The sequence below is a fragment of the Ruegeria sp. CE8 genome, from assembly GCF_056537465.1.
The window spans coordinates 32,796-58,387 of the sequence record NZ_JBQFRP010000014.1; the positions used below are offsets into that span (position 1 = coordinate 32,796).

Annotated in this window: 27 protein-coding genes; 18 read left to right on the plus strand and 9 right to left on the minus strand. The window is 54.5% G+C overall.

The genetic code is table 11. The features are described from left to right. Positions 1-2: 2 nt before the first annotated feature. Together urtB and urtA are read right to left on the minus strand one after the other, a co-directional pair. Complete coding sequence (gene urtB, locus ACR0AA_RS19695; RefSeq protein ID WP_480756930.1) at positions 3-1,955, minus strand: urea ABC transporter permease subunit UrtB; 1,953 nt, start codon at positions 1,953-1,955, stop codon at positions 3-5. A 58-nt stretch (positions 1,956-2,013) separates the two neighbouring features. After that, the gene (gene urtA / locus ACR0AA_RS19700) at positions 2,014-3,294 is read right to left on the minus strand and encodes an urea ABC transporter substrate-binding protein (protein WP_480665765.1); all 1,281 of its coding nucleotides are present in this window, start codon (positions 3,292-3,294) and stop codon (positions 2,014-2,016) included. Positions 3,295-3,824: 530 nt separating this feature from the next. Here urtA and ACR0AA_RS19705 point away from each other — a divergent pair. From ACR0AA_RS19705 to ureG, 9 genes are all read left to right on the plus strand, one after another. Beyond that, positions 3,825-4,505, plus strand: a complete 681-nt coding sequence (locus ACR0AA_RS19705; protein ID WP_480665766.1) for an urease accessory protein UreD — start codon at positions 3,825-3,827, stop codon at positions 4,503-4,505. 1 nt (position 4,506) lies between these two features. Next, complete coding sequence (locus ACR0AA_RS19710) at positions 4,507-4,809, plus strand: urease subunit gamma (RefSeq protein ID WP_480665767.1); 303 nt, start codon at positions 4,507-4,509, stop codon at positions 4,807-4,809. 13 nt (positions 4,810-4,822) lie between these two features. Further along, complete coding sequence (locus tag ACR0AA_RS19715; protein WP_480756934.1) at positions 4,823-4,984, plus strand: peptidase M23; 162 nt, start codon at positions 4,823-4,825, stop codon at positions 4,982-4,984. Beyond that, a complete protein-coding gene (locus tag ACR0AA_RS19720) occupies positions 4,981-5,286 on the plus strand; it encodes an urease subunit beta (protein ID WP_480665769.1) in 306 nt (101 codons plus the stop codon). Before ACR0AA_RS19715 ends, ACR0AA_RS19720 begins: the two co-directional genes overlap by 4 nt. Then, the gene (gene ureC / locus ACR0AA_RS19725; RefSeq protein WP_480756936.1) at positions 5,286-6,995 is read left to right on the plus strand and encodes an urease subunit alpha; all 1,710 of its coding nucleotides are present in this window, start codon (positions 5,286-5,288) and stop codon (positions 6,993-6,995) included. Before ACR0AA_RS19720 ends, ureC begins: the two co-directional genes overlap by 1 nt. A gap of 130 nt (positions 6,996-7,125) precedes the next feature. Then, a complete protein-coding gene (locus ACR0AA_RS19730; RefSeq protein WP_480756938.1) occupies positions 7,126-7,347 on the plus strand; it encodes a DUF1127 domain-containing protein in 222 nt (73 codons plus the stop codon). 31 nt (positions 7,348-7,378) lie between these two features. Then, on the plus strand, positions 7,379-7,831 hold the full coding sequence (gene ureE, locus ACR0AA_RS19735; RefSeq protein WP_480756940.1) for an urease accessory protein UreE: 453 nt from the start codon (positions 7,379-7,381) through the stop codon (positions 7,829-7,831). Beyond that, positions 7,815-8,468: an urease accessory protein UreF gene (locus tag ACR0AA_RS19740; RefSeq protein WP_480756942.1), complete on the plus strand. Its 654-nt coding sequence runs from the start codon at positions 7,815-7,817 to the stop codon at positions 8,466-8,468. The genes ureE and ACR0AA_RS19740 overlap by 17 nt, the downstream gene beginning before the upstream one ends. Next, positions 8,465-9,094 (plus strand): urease accessory protein UreG, encoded by a 630-nt coding sequence (gene ureG, locus ACR0AA_RS19745; protein ID WP_480756944.1) that lies wholly within the window; start codon positions 8,465-8,467, stop codon positions 9,092-9,094. The genes ACR0AA_RS19740 and ureG overlap by 4 nt, the downstream gene beginning before the upstream one ends. Before the next feature lie 1,760 nt (positions 9,095-10,854). Here the strand turns inward: ureG and ACR0AA_RS19750 are convergent. Further along, positions 10,855-11,235, minus strand: a complete 381-nt coding sequence (locus ACR0AA_RS19750) for a hypothetical protein (RefSeq protein WP_480756945.1) — start codon at positions 11,233-11,235, stop codon at positions 10,855-10,857. 87 nt (positions 11,236-11,322) lie between these two features. Between ACR0AA_RS19750 and ACR0AA_RS19755 the strand changes: the two genes are divergently transcribed. From ACR0AA_RS19755 to ACR0AA_RS19765, 3 genes are read left to right on the plus strand one after another with little or no spacing between them, the layout of a single operon-like run. Next, complete coding sequence (locus ACR0AA_RS19755) at positions 11,323-12,879, plus strand: recombinase family protein (RefSeq protein ID WP_480756947.1); 1,557 nt, start codon at positions 11,323-11,325, stop codon at positions 12,877-12,879. Next, on the plus strand, positions 12,879-13,778 hold the full coding sequence (locus ACR0AA_RS19760; protein ID WP_480756949.1) for a plasmid partitioning protein RepB C-terminal domain-containing protein: 900 nt from the start codon (positions 12,879-12,881) through the stop codon (positions 13,776-13,778). The genes ACR0AA_RS19755 and ACR0AA_RS19760 overlap by 1 nt, the downstream gene beginning before the upstream one ends. Beyond that, complete coding sequence (locus ACR0AA_RS19765; protein WP_480567720.1) at positions 13,775-14,674, plus strand: plasmid partitioning protein RepB C-terminal domain-containing protein; 900 nt, start codon at positions 13,775-13,777, stop codon at positions 14,672-14,674. Before ACR0AA_RS19760 ends, ACR0AA_RS19765 begins: the two co-directional genes overlap by 4 nt. A gap of 426 nt (positions 14,675-15,100) precedes the next feature. Here the strand turns inward: ACR0AA_RS19765 and ACR0AA_RS19770 are convergent, their stop codons facing one another. Further along, positions 15,101-15,571 carry a MarR family winged helix-turn-helix transcriptional regulator gene (locus tag ACR0AA_RS19770; protein ID WP_480567723.1) on the minus strand — a complete coding sequence of 157 codons (471 nt, stop codon included), beginning with the start codon at positions 15,569-15,571 and terminating at the stop codon, positions 15,101-15,103. A 103-nt stretch (positions 15,572-15,674) separates the two neighbouring features. On the opposite strand from ACR0AA_RS19770, the gene ACR0AA_RS19775 reads away from it, so the two are divergent. Beyond that, positions 15,675-16,043 (plus strand): antibiotic biosynthesis monooxygenase family protein, encoded by a 369-nt coding sequence (locus tag ACR0AA_RS19775; protein WP_480756952.1) that lies wholly within the window; start codon positions 15,675-15,677, stop codon positions 16,041-16,043. Between the two features lie 37 nt (positions 16,044-16,080). Beyond that, positions 16,081-16,524, plus strand: a complete 444-nt coding sequence (locus ACR0AA_RS19780; protein ID WP_480567729.1) for a hypothetical protein — start codon at positions 16,081-16,083, stop codon at positions 16,522-16,524. 654 nt (positions 16,525-17,178) lie between these two features. Here ACR0AA_RS19780 and ACR0AA_RS19785 read toward each other — a convergent pair. From ACR0AA_RS19785 to ACR0AA_RS19800, 4 genes are all read right to left on the minus strand, one after another. Beyond that, positions 17,179-17,559 carry a hypothetical protein gene (locus tag ACR0AA_RS19785; protein ID WP_170337130.1) on the minus strand — a complete coding sequence of 127 codons (381 nt, stop codon included), beginning with the start codon at positions 17,557-17,559 and terminating at the stop codon, positions 17,179-17,181. Between the two features lie 114 nt (positions 17,560-17,673). Continuing rightward, positions 17,674-18,852 carry a carbohydrate porin gene (locus ACR0AA_RS19790; protein WP_170337128.1) on the minus strand — a complete coding sequence of 393 codons (1,179 nt, stop codon included), beginning with the start codon at positions 18,850-18,852 and terminating at the stop codon, positions 17,674-17,676. Then, complete coding sequence (locus tag ACR0AA_RS19795; protein WP_480756955.1) at positions 18,849-19,613, minus strand: DUF3299 domain-containing protein; 765 nt, start codon at positions 19,611-19,613, stop codon at positions 18,849-18,851. The genes ACR0AA_RS19790 and ACR0AA_RS19795 overlap by 4 nt, the downstream gene beginning before the upstream one ends. Before the next feature lie 26 nt (positions 19,614-19,639). After that, positions 19,640-21,037 carry an amidohydrolase family protein gene (locus ACR0AA_RS19800; protein ID WP_170337131.1) on the minus strand — a complete coding sequence of 466 codons (1,398 nt, stop codon included), beginning with the start codon at positions 21,035-21,037 and terminating at the stop codon, positions 19,640-19,642. Between the two features lie 132 nt (positions 21,038-21,169). On the opposite strand from ACR0AA_RS19800, the gene ACR0AA_RS19805 reads away from it, so the two are divergent. Continuing rightward, complete coding sequence (locus ACR0AA_RS19805) at positions 21,170-22,177, plus strand: helix-turn-helix domain-containing protein (RefSeq protein ID WP_170357373.1); 1,008 nt, start codon at positions 21,170-21,172, stop codon at positions 22,175-22,177. A 447-nt stretch (positions 22,178-22,624) separates the two neighbouring features. Here ACR0AA_RS19805 and ACR0AA_RS19810 read toward each other — a convergent pair whose 3' ends face one another. Then, the gene (locus ACR0AA_RS19810) at positions 22,625-23,506 is read right to left on the minus strand and encodes a LysR family transcriptional regulator (RefSeq protein ID WP_170379999.1); all 882 of its coding nucleotides are present in this window, start codon (positions 23,504-23,506) and stop codon (positions 22,625-22,627) included. A 104-nt stretch (positions 23,507-23,610) separates the two neighbouring features. Between ACR0AA_RS19810 and ACR0AA_RS19815 the strand changes: the two genes are divergently transcribed. Genes ACR0AA_RS19815 through ACR0AA_RS19825 form a run of 3 tightly spaced genes read left to right on the plus strand, consistent with a single transcriptional unit; the run spans position 23,611 to position 25,574 of the window. Next, positions 23,611-24,405, plus strand: coding sequence for a VOC family protein (locus ACR0AA_RS19815; RefSeq protein ID WP_480570605.1), 795 nt, complete (start codon positions 23,611-23,613; stop codon positions 24,403-24,405). A gap of 35 nt (positions 24,406-24,440) precedes the next feature. Continuing rightward, a complete protein-coding gene (locus tag ACR0AA_RS19820; protein WP_170380001.1) occupies positions 24,441-25,211 on the plus strand; it encodes a nuclear transport factor 2 family protein in 771 nt (256 codons plus the stop codon). 60 nt (positions 25,212-25,271) lie between these two features. Then, positions 25,272-25,574: a hypothetical protein gene (locus ACR0AA_RS19825; RefSeq protein ID WP_214648679.1), complete on the plus strand. Its 303-nt coding sequence runs from the start codon at positions 25,272-25,274 to the stop codon at positions 25,572-25,574. Positions 25,575-25,592: the final 18 nt, after the last annotated feature.

Consider the following 25,592-nt stretch of genomic DNA (forward strand, 5'->3'; position numbering starts at 1 on the left):
GCTCAATCCCCCGCCGCGCGGCCCTTGAGGGCGATGATGCCCCGCGGCCGGAATTGGATGAAAATGATGATGAAGATGATCATGTAGGTTTGGGCTGCGAGAGTGTTCGATGGATTCATCCACTCGATGCCTTTCTGCAGAAAGCCGATCATTCCGGCACCCGCCAGCGCCCCCCAGATGTTGCCGACACCGCCGACAACCACGGTCATGAAGCTTTGTACGATGTAATCGTTGCCCAAATCCGATGTGACCTTGGCAAAGAGACCGATGGCGACACCCGCGATCCCGGCGATGCCGGAACCCAGCCCAAAGGTCAGCATATTTACCCGCCCAGGATTGATGCCCATTGACCCCGCCATGCGCGGGTTCTGCGTCACTGCGCGCATCTCAAGCCCCAGCCGGGTCCGCTTCATGATGTAAAGGAACAGCCCCAGAAAGATCATCGCCAGCACGAAGATCGCAATCCGGATATAGCTGATCGAAACCACATCGTTCAGCACCCATGCCCCATCCAGCCAACCGGGCGCGGTCAGCGGGCGGGCTTGCGTGCCGAAGATGTTCTTGGCCAGTTGCTGCAGGGCAATCGAAATACCGAAAGTCGCGAGCAGCGTCTCCAGCGGGCGAGCGTAGAGCCAGCGGATCACCAGCCGCTCCATCGCGACGCCCATGGCGAAGGTAACGGCAAAGGCCATCGGGATTGCGACGATGATCGAAAGCGTGTGATCAGGGATGAACTGTTGCACCACGTAACCGGTATAGGCGCCCATCATGATGAACTCGCCATGGGCCATGTTGATCACGCCCATCACACCGAAGGTGATGGCCAGACCAATGGCGGCAAGGAAATAGATCGACGCCAGTGAGATCGCGTCCAGTGTCAAGTCGAGTGTTTGGTTCAGACCGACCTTCAGTTCGATCTGCTCTAGGGCTTTCTCGGCTACTTCAGTGACCTCGGCAGACGGCTCGCTGTACGTTTCAAAGAATATATGCGTGTTAACTGCAGCGTTGACGTCCGCGTTCGTGAATAAGACTGGCACGAGCCCCGCCTCTGCTAGGGCGGCATACGCACGCTCGCGCATTGCGTCTGAATTCAGTTGAGCGACTGGAATGTCACCTACACGCCCCCTGACAATATTAGCCGATAGTGCCGCTCTGATATCTTCCGCAGAAACACGCGGTGGGGCAAGGTTTCCCGCAACGAGCAAGTCATATGCTTCGTCAGACGTTAAGGCATTTGAGCCCGCTTCAAGAATAACTGCGACGTTCAGGTCCGAGGGTAATTCAGTAGCGGCATGCCGGGAGGTGACGACCAACGGGTTCAAAGCGGCGCGAACATCTACGCCCAGATCGCCGGACATTTCTTCGATCGCGGCCACGCGGGCTGCGGTATCTTCGTCGAATCCGATCGTGAGCAACCGTTCGAGCCGTCGCTTTTGCGCCTTCAATTCTGCGTCGGGTTCATCGCCTATCGAAGCCCGAAGTGGCTCTAAGAGTGCACTTTCAGGATCACGCTGAATGGATTGCAGGGCCGCCAGCCGCTTCTCGCGGCTGGGATCGGTCAGTTGGAACTCCACCAACGCTGTCCCAATCATCGCGCGAATACCGCTGTTGGGCTTCAACTGCTTAAGCTCGGATTTCTCGAACGTGCCAACGACCTTGCCTGTATCGAAGTCGGTCAATTCATACGACCGCCCCTCACCTTTCTGTCCAGAAAAGAACAGACCGTCAGACTTGCGCATCCACATGTTTTTAGCGGCCCATGTCTCAAGCATCACTTGCGCCTGCGGCAAGCCACTGGCCGCGATCGCATCAATCGCTGGCTTGATGGTCTTGCGCGAGCTTTTGGCGATGATCTCCTGATGCTCTTGCAGGATCGGTTGCAGACTACCCTCTTGCGCATTGGCGGTCAGGCAGGCGCACAGGATTGCGAGTCCCGCAAGGAAAAGTCGTAACATGTGGAGAAACCCGAATGTCTTGGGCAAGGCGGGCGATTACTCCCGCCTTGCGGGAGGATTAGTAGTTCGACAGGGTCTGAACGCAGGTCTTGGTCTCGGTGTTGTACATACCGCAACCCAGCTCTTTCCAATCCGAGACCAGCACCGCCGATTCCGGCAGGAAGTCGGTCCATGCATCACCCGGCACGACATCAGTCTCACTGATGATATCGAACTGGCCGTCTTCCTGAATCTCGCCGATCAGAACCGGTTTAGCGAGGTGGTGGTTCGGCAACATCACAGCAGTGCCACCGGTCAGGTTTGGGAATTCCTGCCCGTACATCGCCGCGCGCACAGCATCGACTTCGGTCGAGCCGGCCTCGGTCGCGGCGTTCACCCACATGTTGAAACCGATGTAATGCGCCTCCATCGGGTCATTGGTCACACGCTCGACGCCCATGGTGGCTTTCCAGGTGTCCACGAATTCCGCGTTGGCTTCTGTATCCGCCGACTGGAAGTAATTCCAAGCGGCAAGGTGACCGACGAGGTTGGTGGTATCCAAACCGGACAGTTCTTCCTCGCCGACCGAGAAGGCTACGACTGGAATATCGTCCGCCGAAACGCCAGCGGCGGCCAGTTCCTTGTAAAAACCGATATTGGCGTCGCCATTGATGGTCGAAATCACACCGACTTTCTTGCCATCCGCGCCCAGCGCGACCACGTCAGCCACGATCTTGGACCAGTCGGAGTGGCCGAAAGGCGTGTAATTGACGAAGATATCGTCATCCGCGATACCCTTCTGTTTCAGGTAGCTTTCAAGAATATTGTTGGTGGTCCTGGGGTAGACATAGTCCGTACCGAGCAGAGCAAATTTCTCAACCCCCAGTTCCTCCAGGAAATAATCCGTGGCGGGAATGGCCTGTTGGTTCGGAGCGGCACCGGTGTAGAACACGTTCTTCGAGCTTTCCTCACCCTCATACTGAACCGGGTAGAACAAAAGACCATTCAGTTCTTCGATGACCGGCAGAACCGATTTGCGGCTGACCGAAGTCCAGTTACCAAAGATCACATCCACCTCGTGGACGGTCAGCAGTTCGCGCGCTTTTTCAGCGAACAACGGCCAATCCGATGCAGGATCCACCACAACCGCCTCAAGTTGTTTACCCAGCAGGCCACCCTTGGCGTTTTGCTGATCGATCAGCATCAGCATAGTGTCTTTCAACGTTGTCTCCGAGATAGCCATGGTACCCGACAGCGAATGCAGCACTCCAACCTTGATCTTGTCTTCGTCCGACAAGGCTGCGGTGGCCATGGCAGCAAAGACAACCGATCCGGCGAGCGTGGATTTGAGCGATTTCATGTAATCCTCCTGGCGGGGCCGGGAGAGAGGGCTTGCGCAAAGGCACACTCTTCTTCTACCTGATCCCCGCAACTGTTGTTGCGTTCCGTGTGGCGGTTGTGTTCGAGATCCAATTCGCGCAGCCGTCACACACCTCCGGGTCGTTTCCGCGGTGGCACCCATACGGTTTCTGCATCGCAGCAAGCTTGGCAACTTACCATTAACCCAATTTGGGAAATCGGCGAGATGCGCCTATTTTTTCATCCAAGACCGGGGTCGCTGTCTAAAATTTAGACGCACGACGTCGAAATAAGCAGATTTCGACACTGTAGATTAGTGTTCCGCCCCTTCAACAGAGAAACAGGTGCCACCAAATCAAGCTCTAAAGGTGCCCTATAACCCAAGTTACAGCCATATTGCCCACGCACAGTGCTGTTCCACCGCGTGCTACAGGTGCCGTCAGCCTGAGCACCAAGCAATTGGGCAACAGGACGGTGCTGAACAAGTTTCGCCAGTCCGGGTCTTTTAAGTGCCTGTTCCCCAGAACCAATATGCCTGATCTTGACGCGGTTCTCCTAAACACGGCTGGCGGCGTAACCGGGGGCGATTCATTTCGATTTTCCGGTAAGGCGGCGAAAGGAACCGCGCTGACCTTGACAACACAAGCCTGCGAGCGCGCCTATAAGGCTCAGCCGCAAGAATGTGGCCAGATTATTAATCATCTGACTGTTGAGGCTGAAGCCCGGCTGAACTGGTTGCCGCAAGAGACCATCTTGTTCAACGGCAGTGCTCTGGACCGACGCCTGAAAGTCGAGATGGCGCCGGATGCCGAGTTGCTGATGGTAGAACCGCTCGTCTTCGGGCGCCTCGCTATGGGCGAGACGCTTACCGATATCCGCCTGAACGATCGGATCGAGATACAACGCCAAGGAAAGACGGTGTTCCTTGACGCGATCCGGTTCTCTGGTGATTGGCACAAGCATCTGTCCAAGCCTCATATTGCAAACGGTGCAGGGGTGATGGCGCTGATCGTCTTTGCTTCGGAGTTAGCCGAAGGTCATCTGGATTCCATTCGCAAATTGCTGCCCGAGGACGCAGGGGCAACACTGATCCAAGACGGTCTTCTGGCTATCCGTATTCTGGCCGACAACAGCTTGGCTCTTCGCCGCACATTGATGCCGATTTTGCGCCGGTTGAACAAAGACACCCTCCCCCGATGCTGGATGCTCTGACATGAACCTGACACCTCGTGAAAAAGACAAACTTCTGGTCGCCATGGCCGCCGAGATCGCCCGAAAGCGACTGTCACGCGGCGTCAAGCTGAACCACCCCGAGGCTGTCGCCTTGATCACCGATGCTGTAGTCGAGGGCGCGCGCGATGGGCGTTCAGTTGCTGACATGATGCAAGCCGGAGCCGAGGTGATCACCCGCAACCAATGCATGGAGGGTGTGCCCGAATTGATCCACGAGGTTCAGGTCGAAGCCACCTTTCCAGATGGCACCAAGCTGGTGACCGTCCACAATCCCATTCGCTGAAAAGGAAACCAATATGACACGCATGCTTTTCCCTGCCCTGATCTTCGCTGGCCCCGCAGCAGCCCACAACGGAACGCATGTCCACGCGCACGGCACCGATTATGCCGCGATGGGCGTCGGGTTGGCTGTTGTCGCGGTGGCCGCTGTCGCGTTGATCACAAAGCTGAACAAATGATCCCCGGAGAGGTGTTCCCGGCTGATGGTGAAATTACCCTGAACCCCGACGCTGATGCGATCACTTTGATGGTCGCCAATACCGGCGACCGCCCGGTTCAGGTCGGCTCACACTACCATTTCGCCGAAACCAACCCGGCGCTCGACTTCGACCGTGCTGCCGCGCATGGCCTGCGTCTGGACATTGCGCCAGGCACCGCTGTGCGGTTCGAACCAGGTCAGGCACGCGAAGTTTCGCTGATCCCGATCAGCGGTGCGCGCAAGGTCTACGGCTTCAATCAAAAGGTCATGGGGGCACTCTGATGCCAGCAACAATCCAGCGCTCAGACTATGCCGCGATGTTCGGCCCTACCACCGGGGACAAGCTGCGGCTGGCCGACACCGACCTAGTGATCGAGGTCGAACGTGATCTGACCAGCTATGGCGAAGAGGTCAAGTTTGGTGGCGGAAAGGTAATCCGCGACGGAATGGGGCAGTCTCAGGCCACGCGCGCCGAAGGAGCTGTGGATACGGTCATCACCAATGCTCTGATCGTTGATCACTCGGGCATCTACAAGGCTGACGTAGGCCTGAAAGACGGGCGGATCGCAAAGATCGGCAAGGCTGGAAACCCCGATACGCAACCTGGTGTCGACATCATAATCGGACCCGGTACCGAGGCCATTGCTGGCGAGGGTCGTATCTTAACAGCAGGTGGGTTCGACAGTCATATTCACTTCATCTGCCCGCAACAGATTGAAGATGCGCTGCATTCCGGCCTGACCACCATGCTTGGCGGTGGCACCGGGCCGGCACATGGCACTCTGGCGACCACGTGCACCCCCGGCCCATGGCATATCGGGCGGATGTTGCAGGCGGCGGATGCTTTCCCGATGAATCTGGCCTTTGCGGGTAAGGGCAACGCTTCGCTGCCCGCCGCGCTCGAAGAACAGGTCAAGGCCGGAGCCTGCGCGCTTAAGCTGCACGAGGATTGGGGAACCACCCCAGCCGCCATCGACTGCTGCCTGTCGGTAGCGGACGCGATGGACGTTCAGGTTATGATCCACACCGACACGCTCAATGAATCAGGCTTTGTCGAAAACACAGTAGCGGCCATGAAGGGTCGCACAATTCACGCCTTCCACACCGAAGGCGCAGGCGGCGGACATGCTCCGGATATCATCAAGATCTGCGGCGAGAACCACGTTCTGCCGTCCTCGACGAACCCCACACGGCCCTTCACCGTCAACACGGTCGAGGAGCACTTGGACATGCTGATGGTCTGCCACCACCTCGACAAATCTATCCCCGAGGACGTGGCCTTTGCCGAAAGCCGCATCCGGCGCGAGACGATTGCCGCCGAAGATATCCTGCACGACATGGGCGCGTTCTCGATCATCGCGTCCGACAGTCAGGCAATGGGCCGGGTCGGAGAGGTTTTAATCCGCACATGGCAAACCGCTGACAAGATGAAAAAACAGCGTGGGCGATTGGCGGAGGAAACCGGCGACAACGACAATTTGCGCGTCCGTCGGTACATCGCAAAATACACCATCAACCCGGCCATCGCACATGGCCTGAGCCACGAGATTGGCAGTATCGAGGAAGGCAAACGCGCCGACCTTGTCCTGTGGAACCCGGCCTTTTTCGGTGTGAAGCCCGAGATGGTTCTGCTGGGCGGTACCATAGCCTGCGCGCAGATGGGCGATCCCAACGCGTCGATCCCTACACCGCAGCCAGTATATAGCCGCCCAATGTTTGGGGCTTACGGACGGTCGGTGGAAAACTCGGCGATCACATTTGTCTCGCAGGCGGCCCATGCCGACGGGATCGGTGATACACTGGGATTGGCAAAGCAAACCGTCGCCGTCCAAAACACACGAGAAATTGGCAAGCAGGATCTTCTGCTGAACAACGCGACACCGCATGTCGATGTCGACCCGGAAACCTATGAGGTGCGCGCCGATGGCGAATTGCTAACCTGTCATCCTGTCGAAGTTCTACCGATGGCACAGCGATACTTCATGTTCTGATTAAAAAATACGCTGCATTGCAGCAAGCGCATCCCGGGCATGACCAATCACCCACTACCAAGCGAGTGAAAGATGACAGATATTAGGACGCAAGGGAGGACCAACGTCTCGCAAGCTTACGAGGGTCCCAATGGCACACACAGAAAATCAACCGCATTCCGGCTTCTCCGTATTCGGTCTGTTTTCGACGATTGGTTCGTCGATCTATTCGGCTCTTGCTCGATTGGCCGAAGCACGATCGCGCACCGATCAAATCCAGTTCCTGCAATCGATGAGCGACGAAGAACTGCGCAAACGCGGCCTGTCTCGCGACCGGATCGTACAACACGTGTTCGCGGGTTCTATCTGGTAATAGCTACCCGTTCCACAGAGGGGGCGCTGGCATGACCATCCTCCTTTGTACAGCACGGCGGTATTCTGATCATCTACACGGCGATCCGGCAGACTGCCTGTCATTAACCTATGACGACCGGTTTTTGCGTCGCAAGGTTCTGACCTGCGAAAGTGGCGAACAGATTCTCATCGATCTGGCGCAAACGACGTCGTTGAATCACGGTGGCGCTTTGGTTCTGGATGACGGCCGCGAAGTAGAAATACAAGCTGCACCCGAAGTTCTACTGGCGGTAACAGCCCCGGACCTGACGCGTATCGCATGGCATATCGGCAATCGCCATACGCCTTGCCAGATCGAAAAGGATCGCCTGTTGATCCAGGTCGATCACGTTATCCGAGACATGCTTCTCAAAATCGGGGCTACCGTGCGAGAGGTGCACGAGCCGTTCACCCCCGAAGGCGGCGCCTATGGCCACGGCAGGACCCATGGCCACACCCACTGACGCCGACATCCTGACGCTGACACAATGGTTGTCCCCTGCCTATCCTGTGGGGGGGTTTGCCTACTCTCACGGGCTTGAGGCTGCGATTGACCGGGGAGCTGTCGCGAATTCTCAGGACACCGAAGCCTGGATTTCAGATGTGCTGGAACATGGCTCTGGGTGGAATGATGCTTTGTTCGTTGTGGCGGCCTTTAATGCGCAGAACAAAGATGAGCTGATCAACGTCGATGTCTTGGCGCGGGCCTTTTGCGCGACATCCGAAAGGCTCATGGAAACTGAGCTACTGGGTCAGGCCTTCGGAAATGTCACCAATGGCGTCTGGGAATTGGACCTTGGGCAGTTCACCTACCCGGTCTCGATTGGACGGGCTGCAAGACTAAAAAACCTTCCCTTGCTGCTGACGACCAAGATGTTTCTGCAAGCATTCGCAAGCAACCTTGTCGCATGTGCGACGCGTTTTGTGCCACTGGGACAGACCGATGCTCAGTGCCTGATCCGCCAGCTGACACCGCTGTGTGCCCAGATTGCTGAAAGAGCACAAACGGCAAGTTTGGACACGTTAAGCTCTACGGCGTTTTTGGCGGACATTGCGTCCATGAAACACGAAACACAATATTCGAGGATTTTCCGCACATGACCAGTATGAACGGCCCGCTTCGCGTAGGTATTGGAGGCCCGGTAGGCGCCGGTAAAACCACTTTAACCGCCGCCTTGTCTGAAGCGCTGCGCGATGTCTGCTCGGTAGGTGTTATTACCAACGACATTTATACGCAGGAAGATGCCGAGGCGCTGATGCGTATGCAGATACTGCCGCAGGACAGGATCATCGGCGTCGAAACCGGTGGTTGCCCGCATACAGCAATTCGCGAAGACGCCTCGATCAATTTGGCCGCCGTCGCCGAGATGCAGACACGCCATCCGGATCTCGACGTTGTTTTGATTGAAAGCGGAGGCGACAATCTATCGGCCACATTCAGCCCGGAACTGGCGGATCTGACCATCTACGTGATCGATGTCGCCGCAGGCGAGGAGATTCCCAGGAAAGGCGGGCCGGCAATTACGAAATCTGACATCCTTGTAATCAACAAAACCGACCTTGCGCCGCATGTTGGCGCTTCGCTGCAGGTTATGGAACGTGATGCGAAAATGATGCGTAAAGGACGGCCCTTTCTGTTTTCGTCACTTCGTCACAGAAGCGGGGTCGACGCTATTGTGGATCTGCTTGTGAAAGGGGGAGGTTTAGAGGTTTCAAAAGCAAGTTAGCCCCCGAAACGAAGAGGCCAAGTTATCGATGCTCAAAGCCGATTGGACAAACCGAAAGCACGATCATCATTTTGGCATTTGTCTGGAGGTAACATTTTGTTTTCGTTTGCAGGCTAACTGCTAACGAAATTCAACACGGCATTTTTGACAAAAAAATGGTGAGCAAAACCCTTACCTTGACCCACGTGTTGCGTATCCCAGTTATCAGTAAAAAGCGCATAAAATGGCAGGTTTTCGCAACCATTGGATGACTGGCGGCGCCATAACAAACCAGGAACATCGCAGTACGGGTGTTATGTGAAGCGATCTCTGGCTGAGTGGTGAGCTCCTCTGCGGACAAAACGAACCATCACTTCAATCTGTCGGACAGCAGTCATTGATCCTGCGCGCGGAGAACGTCTGTTTCGAGCCCCTAGCGCCCCTTTTCCCGCCGACGACCTTCATCTGCCAAAATGTTGACGACTAACAATAGCGCTACAAATGCGGCGCAGGCCAATAAACCGAGAACCTTGCTCCAAGTGAAGAGAAAGACAGAGACAAGCATCGTGAGCATTGCAGCCGTGAAGACAACCAATGAACTGATTACAAGTCTTAAGTTGGTCTTTGTGGCAAATTCCCAAATCCGTGAATTTTCGATGCTGAGACGAACTAGACGATATCGGTGCATCAAAAGCTTCATCATATGACTGTGATATCCCTGCGACAGTTATTCAAGGCAAAGCGGCTCGTTTGGTTTATTCGTCGGTTGTCCGTTTAGTCCGCGTCGCGATGATCTCATCAACCGGTATCGAACGGCATCGAACGGCATGTTTCCAGATTTCTGCAACGATGGTGACAGCTACATGGCGATGTGTTAGCTGACGCCATGATCTGAGCGCTTTCCAATTATCCGCATTCCACACGGACGTTTCCGTGACCTTTGAAATGCGCGTATGAAAGGAAAACACATGAAACTTTTAGATCTTCCTCCGATTCAAGGCAAACGCTTCGATATCGAAATGCTTCAATACAATACCATTAGCTAGATGAAACAAGCGGATGAGGGTCCGACATTCCTGCGCCACGCAGGGCGGGTGACACATGTCGTAATGACCGAGAAACTGTTCGACGAGCTTTGGCCAGACCCGCGGCGGGCCTGGAGCATCTGTGAAATGCCACTCCGCGAGAAGCTGCCGTTAAGTGCAAAAGGATTTGCGACCACATCGAATGTCCGGAAGGTGGTCTACTTATTGCAGTTCGACAGAATGGCACAATCGCAAATGGCGGCAGGCTTTCTTCCACACCGTTTTCCATTTTTGAGCCAGCGGGTTTTGGACAAGCCAAACGCCCTTCACCGACAGGGTGAGGGCGCGGCCCTCCCCCTCCCGCGATCGCCACGAGGCAGATCCGTAGGAACAGGCGGCTTCACCGTCTGGTCTGCAAATCAGCCCTGATTTCCGAAAGGGAAGTCAGATCAAACCAAACTGTCTGCGGGAGTACAAAATGCGGGCGGCGTTTTAGTTGATGACGTAAAGGTCAAAATCAAATGATGTCCAAAATCGGGGTGCCTTCCGATGTCGAACGTTCACCCCGTTTCTGGTCCAACTGTGACGGTTGGGTCAGGTTCGTGTGACGTTCAACAAGGTGTCGGGCGACACATAGTTTTGCCATTCAACGACAGCTAAGCCATTGATTTTGAGTCATTCGATTTTTCATGGGCGCACGGGTTTTGCCATTTGCGACTCAAAGGCTTTCCATCACGTTGGAGCAACCGAAAGAGTCTATTCTGGTTTTTGATCGCCCTCATCGGCGCAAATCGTATCTAAATCACTCAAAATTCCGGCCAGTTCTTCTCTGACAAGCTTTAGCCGTGCTATCGAAATCGCCTCGCTCCGTCCCGCCAATTCGAGTACAACCGCGAAAACTGTGTCTGAATGCTTCATCAATGCGATCAGGTTTTCGCCTGTTGGTCCGTATGAGCCAGATATCCAGTTCTTAGCCGTTCGTTCACTTGCTCCAGTCCACCGCATCGTTGATTTTGTAGCTCGCCCTGCCCCACCCAGTTCTTGAGAAAGAGCGTCGCTGATCGCCTCCCTGTATTCTGACGCCGAAACGCGCTCGTCGCACTTTCGATGAAACGTGTTGCCCTTTTTATGAAACATGTTTCCGGACCTCTCCCTTTAGGATTGAGAAAGGAATCGCAGAGTTCCCGTACAGGTTTGCAAATTTGAGTGGTGGGAGCCGCAGCATTGAGTTGGCCGAAGAACAAGACAGACAGGGAAAACCGCCGGAACGCCGCACAGTACGTTCGCATGTCGACAGAGCATCAGCGCTACTCGACCGAAAACCAGGCCGATGCCATCCAGCGCTATGCCGATGAACGCGGCTACAAAATTATCCGAACCTATTCTGATGCAGGCAAAAGCGGATTGAGAATTCAAGGCCGCGCAGGCCTATCGCAATTGATCGACGACATCGAAACTGGCCAGACCGAATTCGGAACTGTTCTCGTTTACGATGTCAGCCGTTGGGGGCGCTTCCAAGACGCGGATGAAAGCGCCTACTACGAGTATATCTGCAAACGGGCGGGCATTTCGGTCGAATACTGCGCGGAACAATTCGAGAATGATGGCAGCCCAATGTCCACAGTCGTCAAAGGTTTAAAGCGGGCTATGGCTGGCGAATATAGTCGCGAGCTTTCGCAAAAGGTCTTTGCTGGGCAACAGCGGCTGATCGAGTTGGGCTATCGACAAGGCGGCGCAGCTGGGTTCGGGTTACGGCGGATGCTGATTGATGAAGCAGGACGTTCCAAGGGCATTCTTTCGCGAGGTGAACACAAGAGTATTCAGACCGACCGAGTAACACTTGTTCCGGGTCCTGCCGATGAAATCGCAATAGTGAGCCAGATCTTCTTGAGGTTTGTGAACGACGGTTGGTCTGAAGCCGAGATTGCGTCAGACCTGAACCGGCGCGGCATTCGAACTGATCTGGATCGGGATTGGTCACCGGCGGTTGTGCGTCAAATTCTGACCAACGAAAAATACATCGGGAATAATCTCTGGAACCGTAATTCCTTCAAACTCAAGAAACGCCATGTCCGGAACGATCCGGAAAACTGGGTCCGCGCTGTTGGTGCCTTTGAAGCAATCGTTGACGCCAACCTGTTCGACGCAGCCGGAGCAATCATTGCAGCCCGCTCCCATGTGCTGTCCGACGAAGAAATGCTGGATCGGCTAAAGGAGGTTTTGGAGGAAAACGGGTATCTCTCGGGCTTTGTCATCAATGAAGCGCCAAAGCTTCCATCCAGCGGTGCTTATCAGAACAGATTTGGTAGCCTGTTGCGCGCTTACAGCCTCGTCGGCTTCAAGCCTGACAGAGATTACCGGTACATCGAGATCAACAGACGATTGCGCAGCCTCCATTCCGACATCATCCGGGACATCATTGCTGGAGTCGAAGCCGTTGGCGGAGATGTCGCTCGTGACCCCAATACAGATACCCTCATCATCAATGACGAGTTCACCGTTTCAATTGTCATTGCGCGCTGTCTTCAGACAGGCGCAGGTGCGTATCGCTGGAACATTCGTTTGAACACCGGTCAGCTCCCCGACATGTCCATCGTCGTCAGGATGGGGCAGGCAAACAGAACGCCGCTCGACTACTACTTGCTGCCTACCTTTGACATGACCAAATCAAAGCTGCGCTTGGCGGAAAACAACGGTTTGTCCCTTGATGCATTCCGCTTCGACAACATGGCGCATTTCTTCGACATGGCCGCACGTACGCCAATACTGGAGGCAGCGTGATGGACCATGCGCCGGTCGGGCACACTGTTCTTGTTCCTGTCGATGCAATTACCGTCGTCAACCCAAGGCTCAGGAACAAAAAGGTGTTCGACGAGATTACCGCGAACATCGCGGAGCTTGGGTTGAAAAGACCCATAACGGTTGCTGCGCGTGCGACTGAGGACGGAAGTGAGCCAGCATACGAATTGGTCTGCGGCCAGGGCCGTCTTGAGGCATTCAAGGTTCTTGGCCAATCTGAAATACCGGCGATCGTCATAGATGCCAGCAGCGAAGATTGCCTTGTTATGAGCCTGGTGGAAAACCTGGCGCGCAGGCACCACCATTCGCTGGACTTGCTCAGAGACATTGGGCGCCTCAAAGAAAGAGGTTACTCTGAAACTGAAATCGCCGCCAAGACTCAGCTGTCCAAGAAGTATGTCCACGGTGTCATCAAACTTCTGGAAAGTCACGAACACCGCCTTCTGCGTGCAGTGGAGAGCGGTAAGATTCCGGTCAGTGTTGCCGTTGACATTGCGGACGCGGATGACGTCGGCGTGCAACGTGTTCTGAGGCAAGCTTATGAGAAAAAGCTTCTGCGCGGCGGTAGACTCCTGGCGGCCAAACGTCTTGTTGAGGCGCGCCAGAAGCATGGCAAGGGCCGCGCGCCCACTAGCGAACGACCGCGTAAAAGCCTGTCGGTCGAAAGCCTGCTCAAGACTTATGAAAACGATGTCGAGAAAAAGAAGGTGTTGCTGAGAAAAGCAAGTGCAACGCGCAGCGAACTGCTCTTTCTGACAGAAGCACTCAAGACCCTGATGACTGACGAAAACTTCGTCACATTGCTTCGCGCCGAAGGCTTGATCAGCCTGCCAAAGCAGGTTGCAGATCGCCTGGCAAAATCCGAGGAGATATCCACATGACGGTGACCAAGGAAGAACAGAAGATTGCAGCGGCTTTTGAACAGGAGCTGGTGACGCTCTCATTCGAGAACATCGCACCGCTCTATGTTGTCACGCCGCAAAAAAAGGCCAGCATCAAGTTCAAACAGATCATCACATCTGTTCGGGACGTCGGTCTTGTTGAACCTATTGTTGTGTCCCGCGACCCATTCAACGCTGGTCAATACACTTTGCTTGATGGGCATCTACGCCTTGAGGTTCTGAAAGACCAGGGTCAGACACATGCGCGATGTCTCGTGTCCACGGACGACGAAGCCTTCACCTACAACAAACGCATCTCTCGTCTCGCGACCATTCAAGAGCACAAGATGATCCTGAGAGCCCTCTCTCTTGGCGTACCGGAAGCCCGATTGGCGAGCGCGCTTAATGTCAACATCAAGACCCTGAAGCAGAAACGCCAGCTTCTTAACGGTATCTGCGATGAGGCGGCGGAACTTTTGAAAGACAAACAAGTGGCTTTGACCGGGTTTCAGATTCTGAAAAAGATGAAGCCAATCCGCCAGATTGAAGCGGCGCAACTCATGGTCGCCATGAACAAGTTCACGATCAACTATGCCCGATCACTTCTGGCCGCGACACCAGAGAGCCAGTTGGTGTCAGCGGCAACGCCGAAAAAGATCAAAGGCATTTCGCGCGAACAGCTTGAGCTGATGGAGCGCGAGTCTGCCAATCTGGAACGCGAGGTGCGCCTTGCCGAAGGCAGCTACGGCGCGGATCACCTCGATCTGGTCCTGACACGCGGGTACATCGCGAAACTGATGCGCAGCAAGCAGATCACACGTTACTTGTCGCTGCATCATGACGCGTTCTTACCCGCGTTTGAACAGATCACAGAAAACGAGTCCTTCACTTCTTGAACCCTCACGGCTGATTGGAATTGTTTTTGGGGACCCGGACCCATCAAGCGCGGGGACCGCAGGAGACGCCGCACGGTGGGGCGGATCAAGCGCGGCGATGGGGAGGGCGGCGGACCCGTCGGAGCCCATCATGCCGGGCCAGACGCCCGGCAGGTTTCTCGATGGTCTGCGCGTGTCTCCCGATACAGAGGCACGCGCAGACAACTTTTGGCTGAAATGCCTCACCATAACGAACCGCGAACGCCGTTGAAGCGGCATAATGTGAAGCGATATCTGGTTCAGTGGTTCTTTCATCTGCTTGTCAAAATGCTCCAGCAAATCAATGCGCTTGATAACGAGCATTGATAGCGCATGCAGATACCAACTGCGATGAGCCAGTCTCAATTGATGCTGCGATCTGTATTTGCATCAGCTTTGGGTCGGGCTCTATTCTTGTCGTATTGAAGCTTCTTCGAGCCGTGTTTTGAGACGACCAATAACATTTTGCGCAGTGGCAATCTCATCTGGCGACAGGCCCTCCGACAGTTCATTCACCCATGGGATTTGCCTCGCAATCGCGGCTTCGTACAACTCCTGCCCCTTTCGAGTCATGACAACCAAGTGCGCCCGCTTGTGGTGTGGGTTCGGCTGAAACTCCACCATGCCTTCTTTGCTCAATTCATTGATGATCCGTTGTACGCCTTGCCGGTGAACACCCATCGTCCGTGCATGCCACGCAACGGATTCCGGTCGATCAGAATAGGCGATGGCGCCAAGGATCTGCCATCGAGCACTTGTCAGACCGAGTTCTGATACAAGGCGATCACCGGCAAGCTGCAAACGACCGTTCAGCCGAAACACATCCAGTATCAAGGCCGTCACAGCTTCTCCTTCTTCGGTCCTTCGCGCATCCGGCATGTCGATTCCTCATTTCATTTGACAACGTGTTGTCATTGTGTTTGATGCTTCCTAAATATGACAACATGACACCAAATTGAAGCAACTTTCAAGGAGCACCGAAATGGTAAGTTTCAAACCCCTCGACCCGGAGTTTCCAATTGAACGGCAATTGGACATCGACGCTGGACCCGTCGTTCTCGTCAATCTCTTCACAGTCGATCCCGTTGACCAAGTCGCCTTGGTAGAAGCTTGGAAGTGCGATGCCCAATGGATGAAGAAGCAACCGGGTTACATCAGCACCCAACTGCACAAAGCCGTTGGCGACGGCAGCATGTACCTGAACTACGCGGTCTGGGACTCTATTGCGGACTTCCGCGCCGCATTTTCAAACCCCGAGTTTCAGCAGCAGCTCAACCACTATCCCTCAAGCGCTGTGACAGCACCCCACCTATTCGAAAAGGTTGCGGTGCCGAATTGCTGCACGGCCTGACGAAATCCTTTCCAAAAGCCAATTTGAGTGAACCGCTATGAAAACAAAGATTCACGCCATCGCGGGCGGTATCGGCTTTTTGATGATCCTCCTCTTCTGGACATCAACGATCACCAGCGAACTCTTTGCGAGCCATGAAACAGTCGCAACCGTCAAGGCATTGATCCTGAAAGGCATGTTCATCCTCATCCCGGCAATGGCGATTGCTGGCGGATCGGGCATGGCAATGGGCCGGAAACGCAAGGACGCGCTTACGAAGGCCAAGAAGACCCGTATGCCGATCATTGCGCTAAACGGTTTACTGATCCTCGTACCAGCGGCTTGGTTTCTGGCCGGTAAGGCTGCCGCTGGCGAGTTCGACAGCATCTTTTACATCGTTCAGGTGGTTGAGTTGATCGCCGGGGCAGCGAACCTGTTCATGATGGGGTTGAATATTCGTGATGGTTTAAAGATGACCGGCAAAATTAAGCGCCTACACTGAAAGCTCGATTCTAATCCAAGTGCTAGCGAAATTGCCGACATTCGAGCGAAGGCGACGAATTGGTGCATTGTTGTGCCAAGAGGATATCAAGATACACCCAATACAATGTCGGCCTACTGGTCGCTTAGAACAACCAAAGCTTGAAAGTGCTAACCTCAACAAACCGCGAACATCCTTGTAGCGGTTTTATGTGAAGCGATCATTGGTTGAGTGATCATCGCCCCAGCGGACCCAACGCACCTTTACTTAGATCTGTCTAGCAGCAGACGTTGATCCCAATTGCAGAGATCGGCCGTCTCGAGCCCAAAATACAAAATGCTTCAACGCGCTTTAAGGTCAGCGATGCGCAGAAAGCAGACTTTGCAAAGTCCGGTTGACCACATTGTCCACCAAAGGCGACAGTTCTGCTTCGCGACTGGGCTATACATAGCCCTCAAAGCGTATTGTTTGCGGGACTTCAGTTGCACCGTTTTCCTGAGCGAGTAGGGCGCGTGCTGACGAAAAGGTAGCAAGCGCAAAAAGAACAAGAAGGGCCTTTATCATCGTAGCGCCTCGGATCCGGGTTTTGAACTTGGGCCGGGGTTCACAAATGATCGCCCCGGCCAGCGTCAGGGCAAACGAGGTAGTTCTTGCCCTGAAACATCGTACTTTCGCCTAATTTAGAAGATCACCGACGATGCCGACGGCATCGACCACGGTAGACAGGTCATTCGTAACTTCGAGGACTTCGTCATCGACCAGAATGTAGCGGTTTCCTTTGCCCGGCTCCCCAAGCTTCCATTTGGAAAGGTCCCCAATATCCTCGAACTCCAGGTCAGATGGGAGCTTGGCACCGCGCGTGTAGCGCTTGATCTGTCCAGGTGGTACAGCTTTTGGGCCTTTGCCGGGTTTGTCTTCTATCTGAATGCTGACATCACCGTTCTTGCCCCCCTTGTTCGGCTTTTTACCCTTGTTGTCTTTGGCATGGGCATCGCTGCCTCCAAGGATGAAAAACACAACTGCTAAGGCTGCAAGAATTCCGTATGCAATCTTCATAGATTGTTCCTTTGCTTCCCAACTTCATTCGACCGGCGTTGAAAATTCCGGCACGCGCTTGATCTCTCTTAGTTGCCCTTTGGCACACCCCTTAGTGACTGCCTTCACCCCGCATTAGAAAACGATCCGGGTTCTTAGACCGAACAGGGTAATCCGGTCCTGATCGGGATTTAGAAGCGGGTCGGAAATGAATTGTACCGATGGCGTGATCTGCAGTCCGGGTGAGATTGAAAAGCGGTAGAAAGCTTCAAGCGTGAACTGATCGCCATCTATGCCTCTTGCTTCGGCCCAGTTTAGGCCCAGACCGGCCAAATCGGTGTTGCGACCATAGTAACCGAGACCGGCAGAAATCGACCGTTCATAAAGCGCTGCGGTTCCCTTCGAGGCCCCTGCACGGAAGAACGGCATCCATTTATTGTCAACAAACCATGCGGCGGAAAACGCTGCGCCGTAATCTTCTGCTCGACTGCCATCGTCAGCCGCATCTGCATGCCAGAGGGTCAGATGGATATTGTCGAAGTAGATGCGATCAAAGCCGGACGTGTACCCAAGTTCGAGCGACTTGAAGAGATTGCCGTCGCTAAACACATCAAAGTTTGGATCGGACGGGTCGGCGTTTGCGTCTGATACGCTGGCAACGGCGTAGAGGTTCTCGCTCAGCTTTACCCCACCGGCAATACCAAGGCCTTGGTTGGGCGTGTTGATTGTCGGGTTGGTATTGAAAGACAGGTTTTGAAAACCACTGTAGGGGCTTACCAACCCGTAGATATCCACAAAGTCCGTTACATCAATCTGGCCGACTTGCAGCGCCCACGACCCATTCTCAGCCCTTTGGGTCCAGAACAAATTGGTCAGAAGCAAACCGTTGTCATTGAAGGCTGTTCCCGTGATTGAAAGGGCTCCGCCATCCAGCCCGAGAAATTGCGGAGCAACGTCAGTATAACTGTGCCTGTCTTCGATCTTGAATGTCAGAGACCCCCGTTCAGTTGCCTGCCAACTGCCGTAGAACCGCGCAATTCCGCTGGCTGCTTCGCCGGTTCCCAGATCAGCATCCGTGGTTTGGCCCAATGCCAGGTAGTCAATGTTGAACCGAAAACCACCCTCAGCCAGTCGGTCTTTCCACTGAAACCAACCCGGTGCGATGTTGCGTGGAAAATCGGAACGATATTGCGGATCGGTGAGCCCGTCTCCGGGCGCAAGATCGGCTTCGACTGAAGATGGCCCGGATAGTCCCTGAGCCGACGCTGCGCCAGCAAATGCAATGCTCAATGCGGCAACCAGAAGTCTTATCATTTTGACGCCTGTGCCCCACCGGTCTTGCGATTTCCTGCCGCGCGGATGCGATCAGCAGCACGCTGCTTCCATTCCAACCTGTCTGCCTCGGTTTCCAGAGTTTCGACACGTTCCGCCTCTAGCTGGAAAGTCGCATTCATAGGCATGAGGCCATCCACAACCATCATATTATGAACGGAAGGATCGATAGTCAGCGTGCCTGTCAGCCGAACGGGTTCGTGGAAATAGCTAGGCGACCAGTCCCCGTTCAACCGCACACGGATCATCTGGTTAGGCGGAGGTGGAGGCATGTGGCTGCACATCCCTCTTTCTGGCACCAAATACGCCACAGGCCGGCCGTCCGGATCGCTTGGAGCAGGAATGGCAAAGCCCGCGAGTGTGATTGTTCTGCCGTCGAATTGCGGGTTTCCGCTCGTTCCAGCCTTTCTTCGACGTTCAGTCACAACCTCGCGCTGATCGAGTAACCAGTCGACGTCAATTCCGTCTGACACCAAGGCGTCTTCGGTCTCTGCTAAAAGCAATTGCCATTTCTGCCGTTCTTCGGCGCTGCCAACCTCCTGCTGCAACCTGCCGCGTATACGCACAACGAAAAGAACATCGTCGAACTGTTCGGGGCTGAGTTCACGATAGGGGTCATCAAAGACCTGCGCAGACGGATCTGGCAGATCTGCCCAGTCCAACGCGGTTCCAGGCGTCGCCGCAGCATCATAACCGCACAAAACCAACCCTGCGAATACTGCGGAGCAAAACCAATTTCGCATGAATGCTCTCCGGCTGCTTTATCTGGTCAATCCAGTGTGTTTTTGTAGATCACACCGTCCTTCATGATCAGGCGGATTGTTTCCGGGCTGTCCGGCCTCGGGTCCGCACCGAACCACTGATCGCCTGTTCCAACGACAGAGAAGTCTTCGAGGGGGTTGCCGTCTATCAGCAGGATGTCGGCATAGGCGCCTTCTTCGATCACACCCAGTTTGCCTTCCGGATAGGGGTTCATGAAATCACCGCTAAGTGCCGCGATCTCGCCACCTACCGAAGTTAGGGTTACCATCGACGCATAGGGGCCGAAGAAATGGTTATTCAGATGTTTCTCGTAGGCGATCTGGATGTTGCACGCTTCGACCGAGCCGACGCAATCGGTTTGGAAACCGCGCGGCGCCGGGCATTCCTTCATACTTGGAATGTAGGCTTCGAAGGTCGCCGAGGCCGATTTGGCCTTCCTCAAACTGTTGGGGTTGTTTTTCACGGAAGGAACATCAAGTAGGCCTGGATCAAATGCTGTGATGTTCGTCGTGATGTACGCTCCTTTTTCTTTCATCAAAGCAGAAATCTCGCAGTCAAAGTGAAATCCGTGTTCAATGGTTCTGACCCCTGCATTCAGGGCATTGATGATCGCTTCTTTGCGGTAGGAATGTGCCATGACATAGGTGCCGTACTCGTTGGCAACCTGAACAGCGGCCTCGATCTCTTCTTTCGAACCGGCGAGCAACTGCCATGGATCGAATGCCGAAATCACCCCACCTGATTGCATGAACTTCAATTGCGTGGCACCCATGCGCAGGTTGTTGCGGCCATACATGTAAATTTCGTCAACACCGTTGACCTGTTGGGCCATATTCAGAGTCCCAAAGTTGGTCACCCCACCCGGCGGAGATGTGAAGGATGCGAAATCGGCGTGACCACCACGTGTTCCGAGAAATGCCCCGGAAGGGTAAAAGCGGGGGCCGACGATCTGGCCGGCGTCTATTGCGCGCCGCAGCCCACCGCCAGCGCCCCCGGCATCGCGAACGGTCGTGAAGCCCTGCATCAGGTACATTTCGGCCATCCGGGTCCCGTGGATGGCGAAATCCTCCCAGGTCGAGTTGGTTTCCATCTCGGCAATCGATGGCCCCATGAGCATCAGGTGCGCGTGATTCTCTATAAAGCCCGGTGTCAGAGTGCGCCCACCGCCGTCGATAACCGTCGCGCTCGGCGCATCAATGGCATCGGTTGAGACGGACTTGATCAGATTGCCCTCGACCAGAACACTGGCATTTTCAATGCGTTGCTCATTCACACCGTCGAAGACATGCACGTTGGTAAACAGCGTTTGGGGTTCTTCTTGATCCTGAGCCTGCGCGGTCGCCGAAAAAGAAAGAACTGCCGCGACAATTGCCGTCGAGCAAAGAGACATTCGTAAGCCGGACATAAGTACTCCCTTCATATTCATGTTTTGCCAACTATAGTCTGGAATTCATTGGCTCGGTTGCCCCTTTTGAATTAGGATGTACGAATGTGACTGCAAAAATGGCCACTTCTTAAAGCTAATCCAACAAGGGTTATGAGCTTGCCTTTCAACTCCACCTCCCGAGAGCATAGCGAGGGCTTTGTTCGCCTCTCTTTAGCCGCTCCCTTTCTGCAATATCTCACCGAACGTAAGATCAATCCGCAACCAGCATTGGATCAGGTCGGCTTGAAAGCTGAACTGATGACTAACCCATCCGTGTTCGTTCACTCCGAGTTGGTTTACGGCTTGGTAAATGCTTTCTCAGAAGTATCAGGGGATCGATACCTAGGACTGAATGTAGGGGAAGCGTTTGACCTACAAGGATGGCCGCCCTTCGCTCAAGCCTTGCAATCTACAAAAACGCTGTTCGAGTTTTTTACCCGCTTTGTTGAGCTCGTGCCGCAGGAGTCCAATTCTGTGCGGCACAGCCTTGTCATTGAAGCAGACAAAGCGACTTATCGTATCGAGAGGCAACAGGAACCAACCGTCCCACCCATTCAGGTGACCGGTTTTGGTGCCGCAATCTATGTACGCCTATTGCAGACCGTCGTCGGAGAGTCCTGGGACTCTTCCCGTGTGCGATGGGAAAGCAGATACATCAATGGGCTGCCTATCGACTACAAAGGGATCGAGGTTGGCCTTGGGACTGATCCCGGAATGCAAATTAGTTTTCCTGTGGAATGGTTGTTTTTGCACCACGTCTCTGAGGGTTCTGCCAAGCCCATAGCATCACTTCGACAAGATGAAGAAGTAACCGTGGTGGCAGCTTTGCGATCTGTCTTACGCGACAAACTGGATGAAACCGATTTGGGACCAGAGATGGTGGCTGGAATGCTGGGAATACAACCGGAACGGTTTCTGAAAGCGCTTCAAAAACAAGGCACAACGCTACCGCGCGAAATCAAACGGCTGCGTATCGATGTCGCCAAGGAGCACCTCAAACAAAACCAGATGACAATTGCAGAGATCGGACTGATGCTCGGCTATTCTGACAAGTCCCATTTCACTCGCTTTTTCCGAGGTCAGACCGGAATGACACCGACCAAGTTCCGAAGCAAGTAAATGTGGTCGAGCCAAATGAACGCTTCGAAGATTAGGTCCTCGTGGGATCAGTTCGGAGAAGTTGTAGTGCGACGTTGAACAGGTTAGTCGACGACATGAATGGTTGGTTGCCACCGCCGATACAACCTCTGCAACTGGCCGTTTCGTTGTGTATTTCGGAGTTAGCAAAGCTTGGTTGCGAAGGTCCGCTTCGGGCTGCGTGCGGCCAATCATGCTAACAGCAGACAACGATGGCACCGAGCCCAATTCAGTCGTTTACAGCAGACAACATGATTTCCTGAACGTCGCGCATGTCCTAGTCAATGGCTTGGTGCAAAACTGAAAAGCGTGATTGTGAATGCCTGCTTCAGGCTGGGACCAGCCAATCATGCTTGCTGCGGAGAACGGCAACACTGAGCCCATACCTACCAAATGCTGCGCATAGCGCGAGTGACTGCTTTGGACTTCCTACGCTCGAATCTCTTCACGCATAAACTCGACAAAGGACTTAACACGCGGCTTTCGAAAGGCCGAAGGCAACTGCACGCTTTGGATCGGCAAAGTGCGGGAATGGAACTCCGGAAAGAGTTGCACAAGACGTCCGGTTTCAAGGTCGTCCCCCAAAAACACATCTGGGCATATGAAGATGCCGCTCCCTGCGCGCGTCGGAACGAGGCAGGCGGGAGGACTGTTTGCGAGAAATGGGCCAGAGACAGGCACCTGCACGGTTTGCCCTTCGATCTGGAAGGGCCAGCGGTTTGGATCCGGGTTGTTCGCATCTCGAATGCAAATGTGGTCCGAGAGTTCCGCAGGATGTGAAGGTGCGCCATGTTCTTCAAGGTAGGAAGGGGTCGCGACGACTTTCATATGCGTTTCACCAAGCTTGCGAACGACCAAACTGGAGTCACTGAGCGCGCCGATCCGTATTGCGATATCGAAACCGCCCTTGGCCAGATCGGCATAATGATCCGACAAGTCCAATTCGACCGTGACGTTCGGGTGTTGCTCTACGAAGCGGCTTGCTGCTTTAGCCACCGCCGTGTCGCCATAGGTAAGGGGCGCGGCCACACGAACGATGCCCTTCAAGCCCTCTGAAGCGTCAAACTCAGTCTCCAACTGCTCCATCTCAGCCAGCACTCGTCGCGCTCCTTCCAGATATCGCTCCCCCTCGTGGGTCAGCGACATAGACCTGGTGGTGCGATGGAGAAGATTCAGCCCAACCATGTTTTCGAGCTGTGCGACACGCTTGCTGACCAGCTTGTTTGAAATGCCAAGCCGTTGTCCGGCGGCGGCAAAAGAACCGGATTCCACAACAGCCACGAAGCTCTGCATCCCGTCGATCCGGTCCATAGAATTGTCTCCATTTGCGCGATACACACTCGCTCTTATCGCCATTTTATGGAGAAAAGACCATCGCTAAGTTCCTCTCAAGCTTAATCGCAGGAGAAAAGAACATGGCAGCGTCAGACGCCCCCATCTCAATAGGTCAGGTCGCCCTGACGGTGCGCGATCTGGATAAGACCGCCACCTTCTATGAAGACGTGATTGGCCTCGGCCTGATCGAACGCGACGGTGAAAGCGCCTACCTCGGCACCGAGGCTGGAACGCTGATCGAGCTGCGCCAGGACCGAAACGCCAAACCCTTTCCTAAAGAGGCGGGGCTGTTTCACACGGCATTTCTGTTGCCTTCCAAACAAGACCTCGGCGCATGGCTGATCTACGCGGATGAGCGCGGTGTTCGCCTGGACGGGGCATCCCACCACGGTGTCAGCGAGGCGCTTTATCTGAACGATCCCGAAGGAAACGGCATCGAAATCTATCGTGACCTGCCTCGCAAAATGTGGAAACGCGAGGGCGACACCGTCCACATGACAACGCACCCGCTCGATCTGAAATCACTCACAGAAGATGCCACACAGTGGCAAGGCGCACCACAAGGCACAGTCATCGGACACGTTCATTTACGTGTCGGTGATGTCAGCAAAGCAGCGAAATTCGTTACTGACGAACTGAGTATGGTTCAGACCTTTGAGCTGCCCTCAGCCCGCTGGTTCGGGTCCGGTGGCTACCATCACCACCTAGCTACAAACGCTTGGCAATCCAAGGGAGCAGGCTCGCGCTCTGCTGGGGCCGCTGGTCTCACAAGTGTTGAGCTGTTGGCAGACCCCAAAACTCTCACGCCCGGCCGCAAGGTCGACCCGTGGGGCACTGAATTCACGATCAACTCGGCGCAAGCCTGCGCCGCGTGAATATCGTCAAATCAAACCAAGAGAGGACAACAACAATGACACCTAAAGAGCTCGTATTGGAGGCTGTAGCCGCCATTTTCGTCAACTTCGACGCAACCGCAGCCGAACAACTGCTGGCAAATGACTACATTCAGCACAACCCTGCTGTACCCACAGGTGCCGCTCCAATCCTGGGGTTTATCCCCGGTCTTAAGGAAAGCGGGATCGAGGTGGACATCCACCGGGTCATCACGGAGGGCGATATCGTCGTCCTGCATACCACCTACAACAACGCCCAGGCGTTTGGTGCAGACACCTTGGTTGGCTTTGATGTCTTCCGCGTCGAGGACGGAAAGGTTGCAGAACACTGGGACAACCTGACACCAATCACACCGCCGAACCCGTCGGGTCATACTCAGACCGATGGTCCAACTGAGATAACCGATCTGGATAAGACCGCTGAGAACAAGGCGCTGGTCACAGACTTTGTGCACACCATCCTGAAGGATGGCGACGTTGACCGGATAACCGAATTTCTGTCGACGGAGACCTACATACAGCACAACAGCAACATTGCCGACGGTCTGGACGGTTTGGGTGCGGCTCTTGCAGGCATGGCCGAGCAAGGCATCCAGATGATCTACACGGACGTCCACATTGTTGTGGCCGAGGGCAACTTTGTCTTCACCGCCTCCGAGGGCACGTTTGCCGACAAGCCGACTGCCTTCTATGACCTGTTCCGCGTCGAAGACGGCAAGATCGTTGAGCATTGGGACGTAATCGCGGACATCCCGTCCGAGATGGCCCACGACAATGGAAAGTTTTGATCGGGTGCCATCATGAAAGCGTTCTTGATCACCCTGATAATGCTCGTAGGAGGTAACGCAATGGCACAAGACGTCGGCGTCATTGAAATTGTGACGATGGACCTTGCTGAAGGCGTTACACCGCAAGAGTTCGAACCTGTTGATAAAGTCATCGAAGATGAGCATGTCAGCAAACAACCAGGCTTTGTCTCGCGCCAAGCTGCATTCACAGATGGCAAATGGGCAGTGGTAGTTAACTGGGAAAGTGCCGAAGACGCCCAAGCGTCCATGGATAGCTTTGCATCAGCACCCGCTGCTGAACGATTCATGAGCATGATCGATGCAACCACAATGTCGATGACACGCTACAATTTAGCGCGATAGCAGACAAACAGAAGGGCG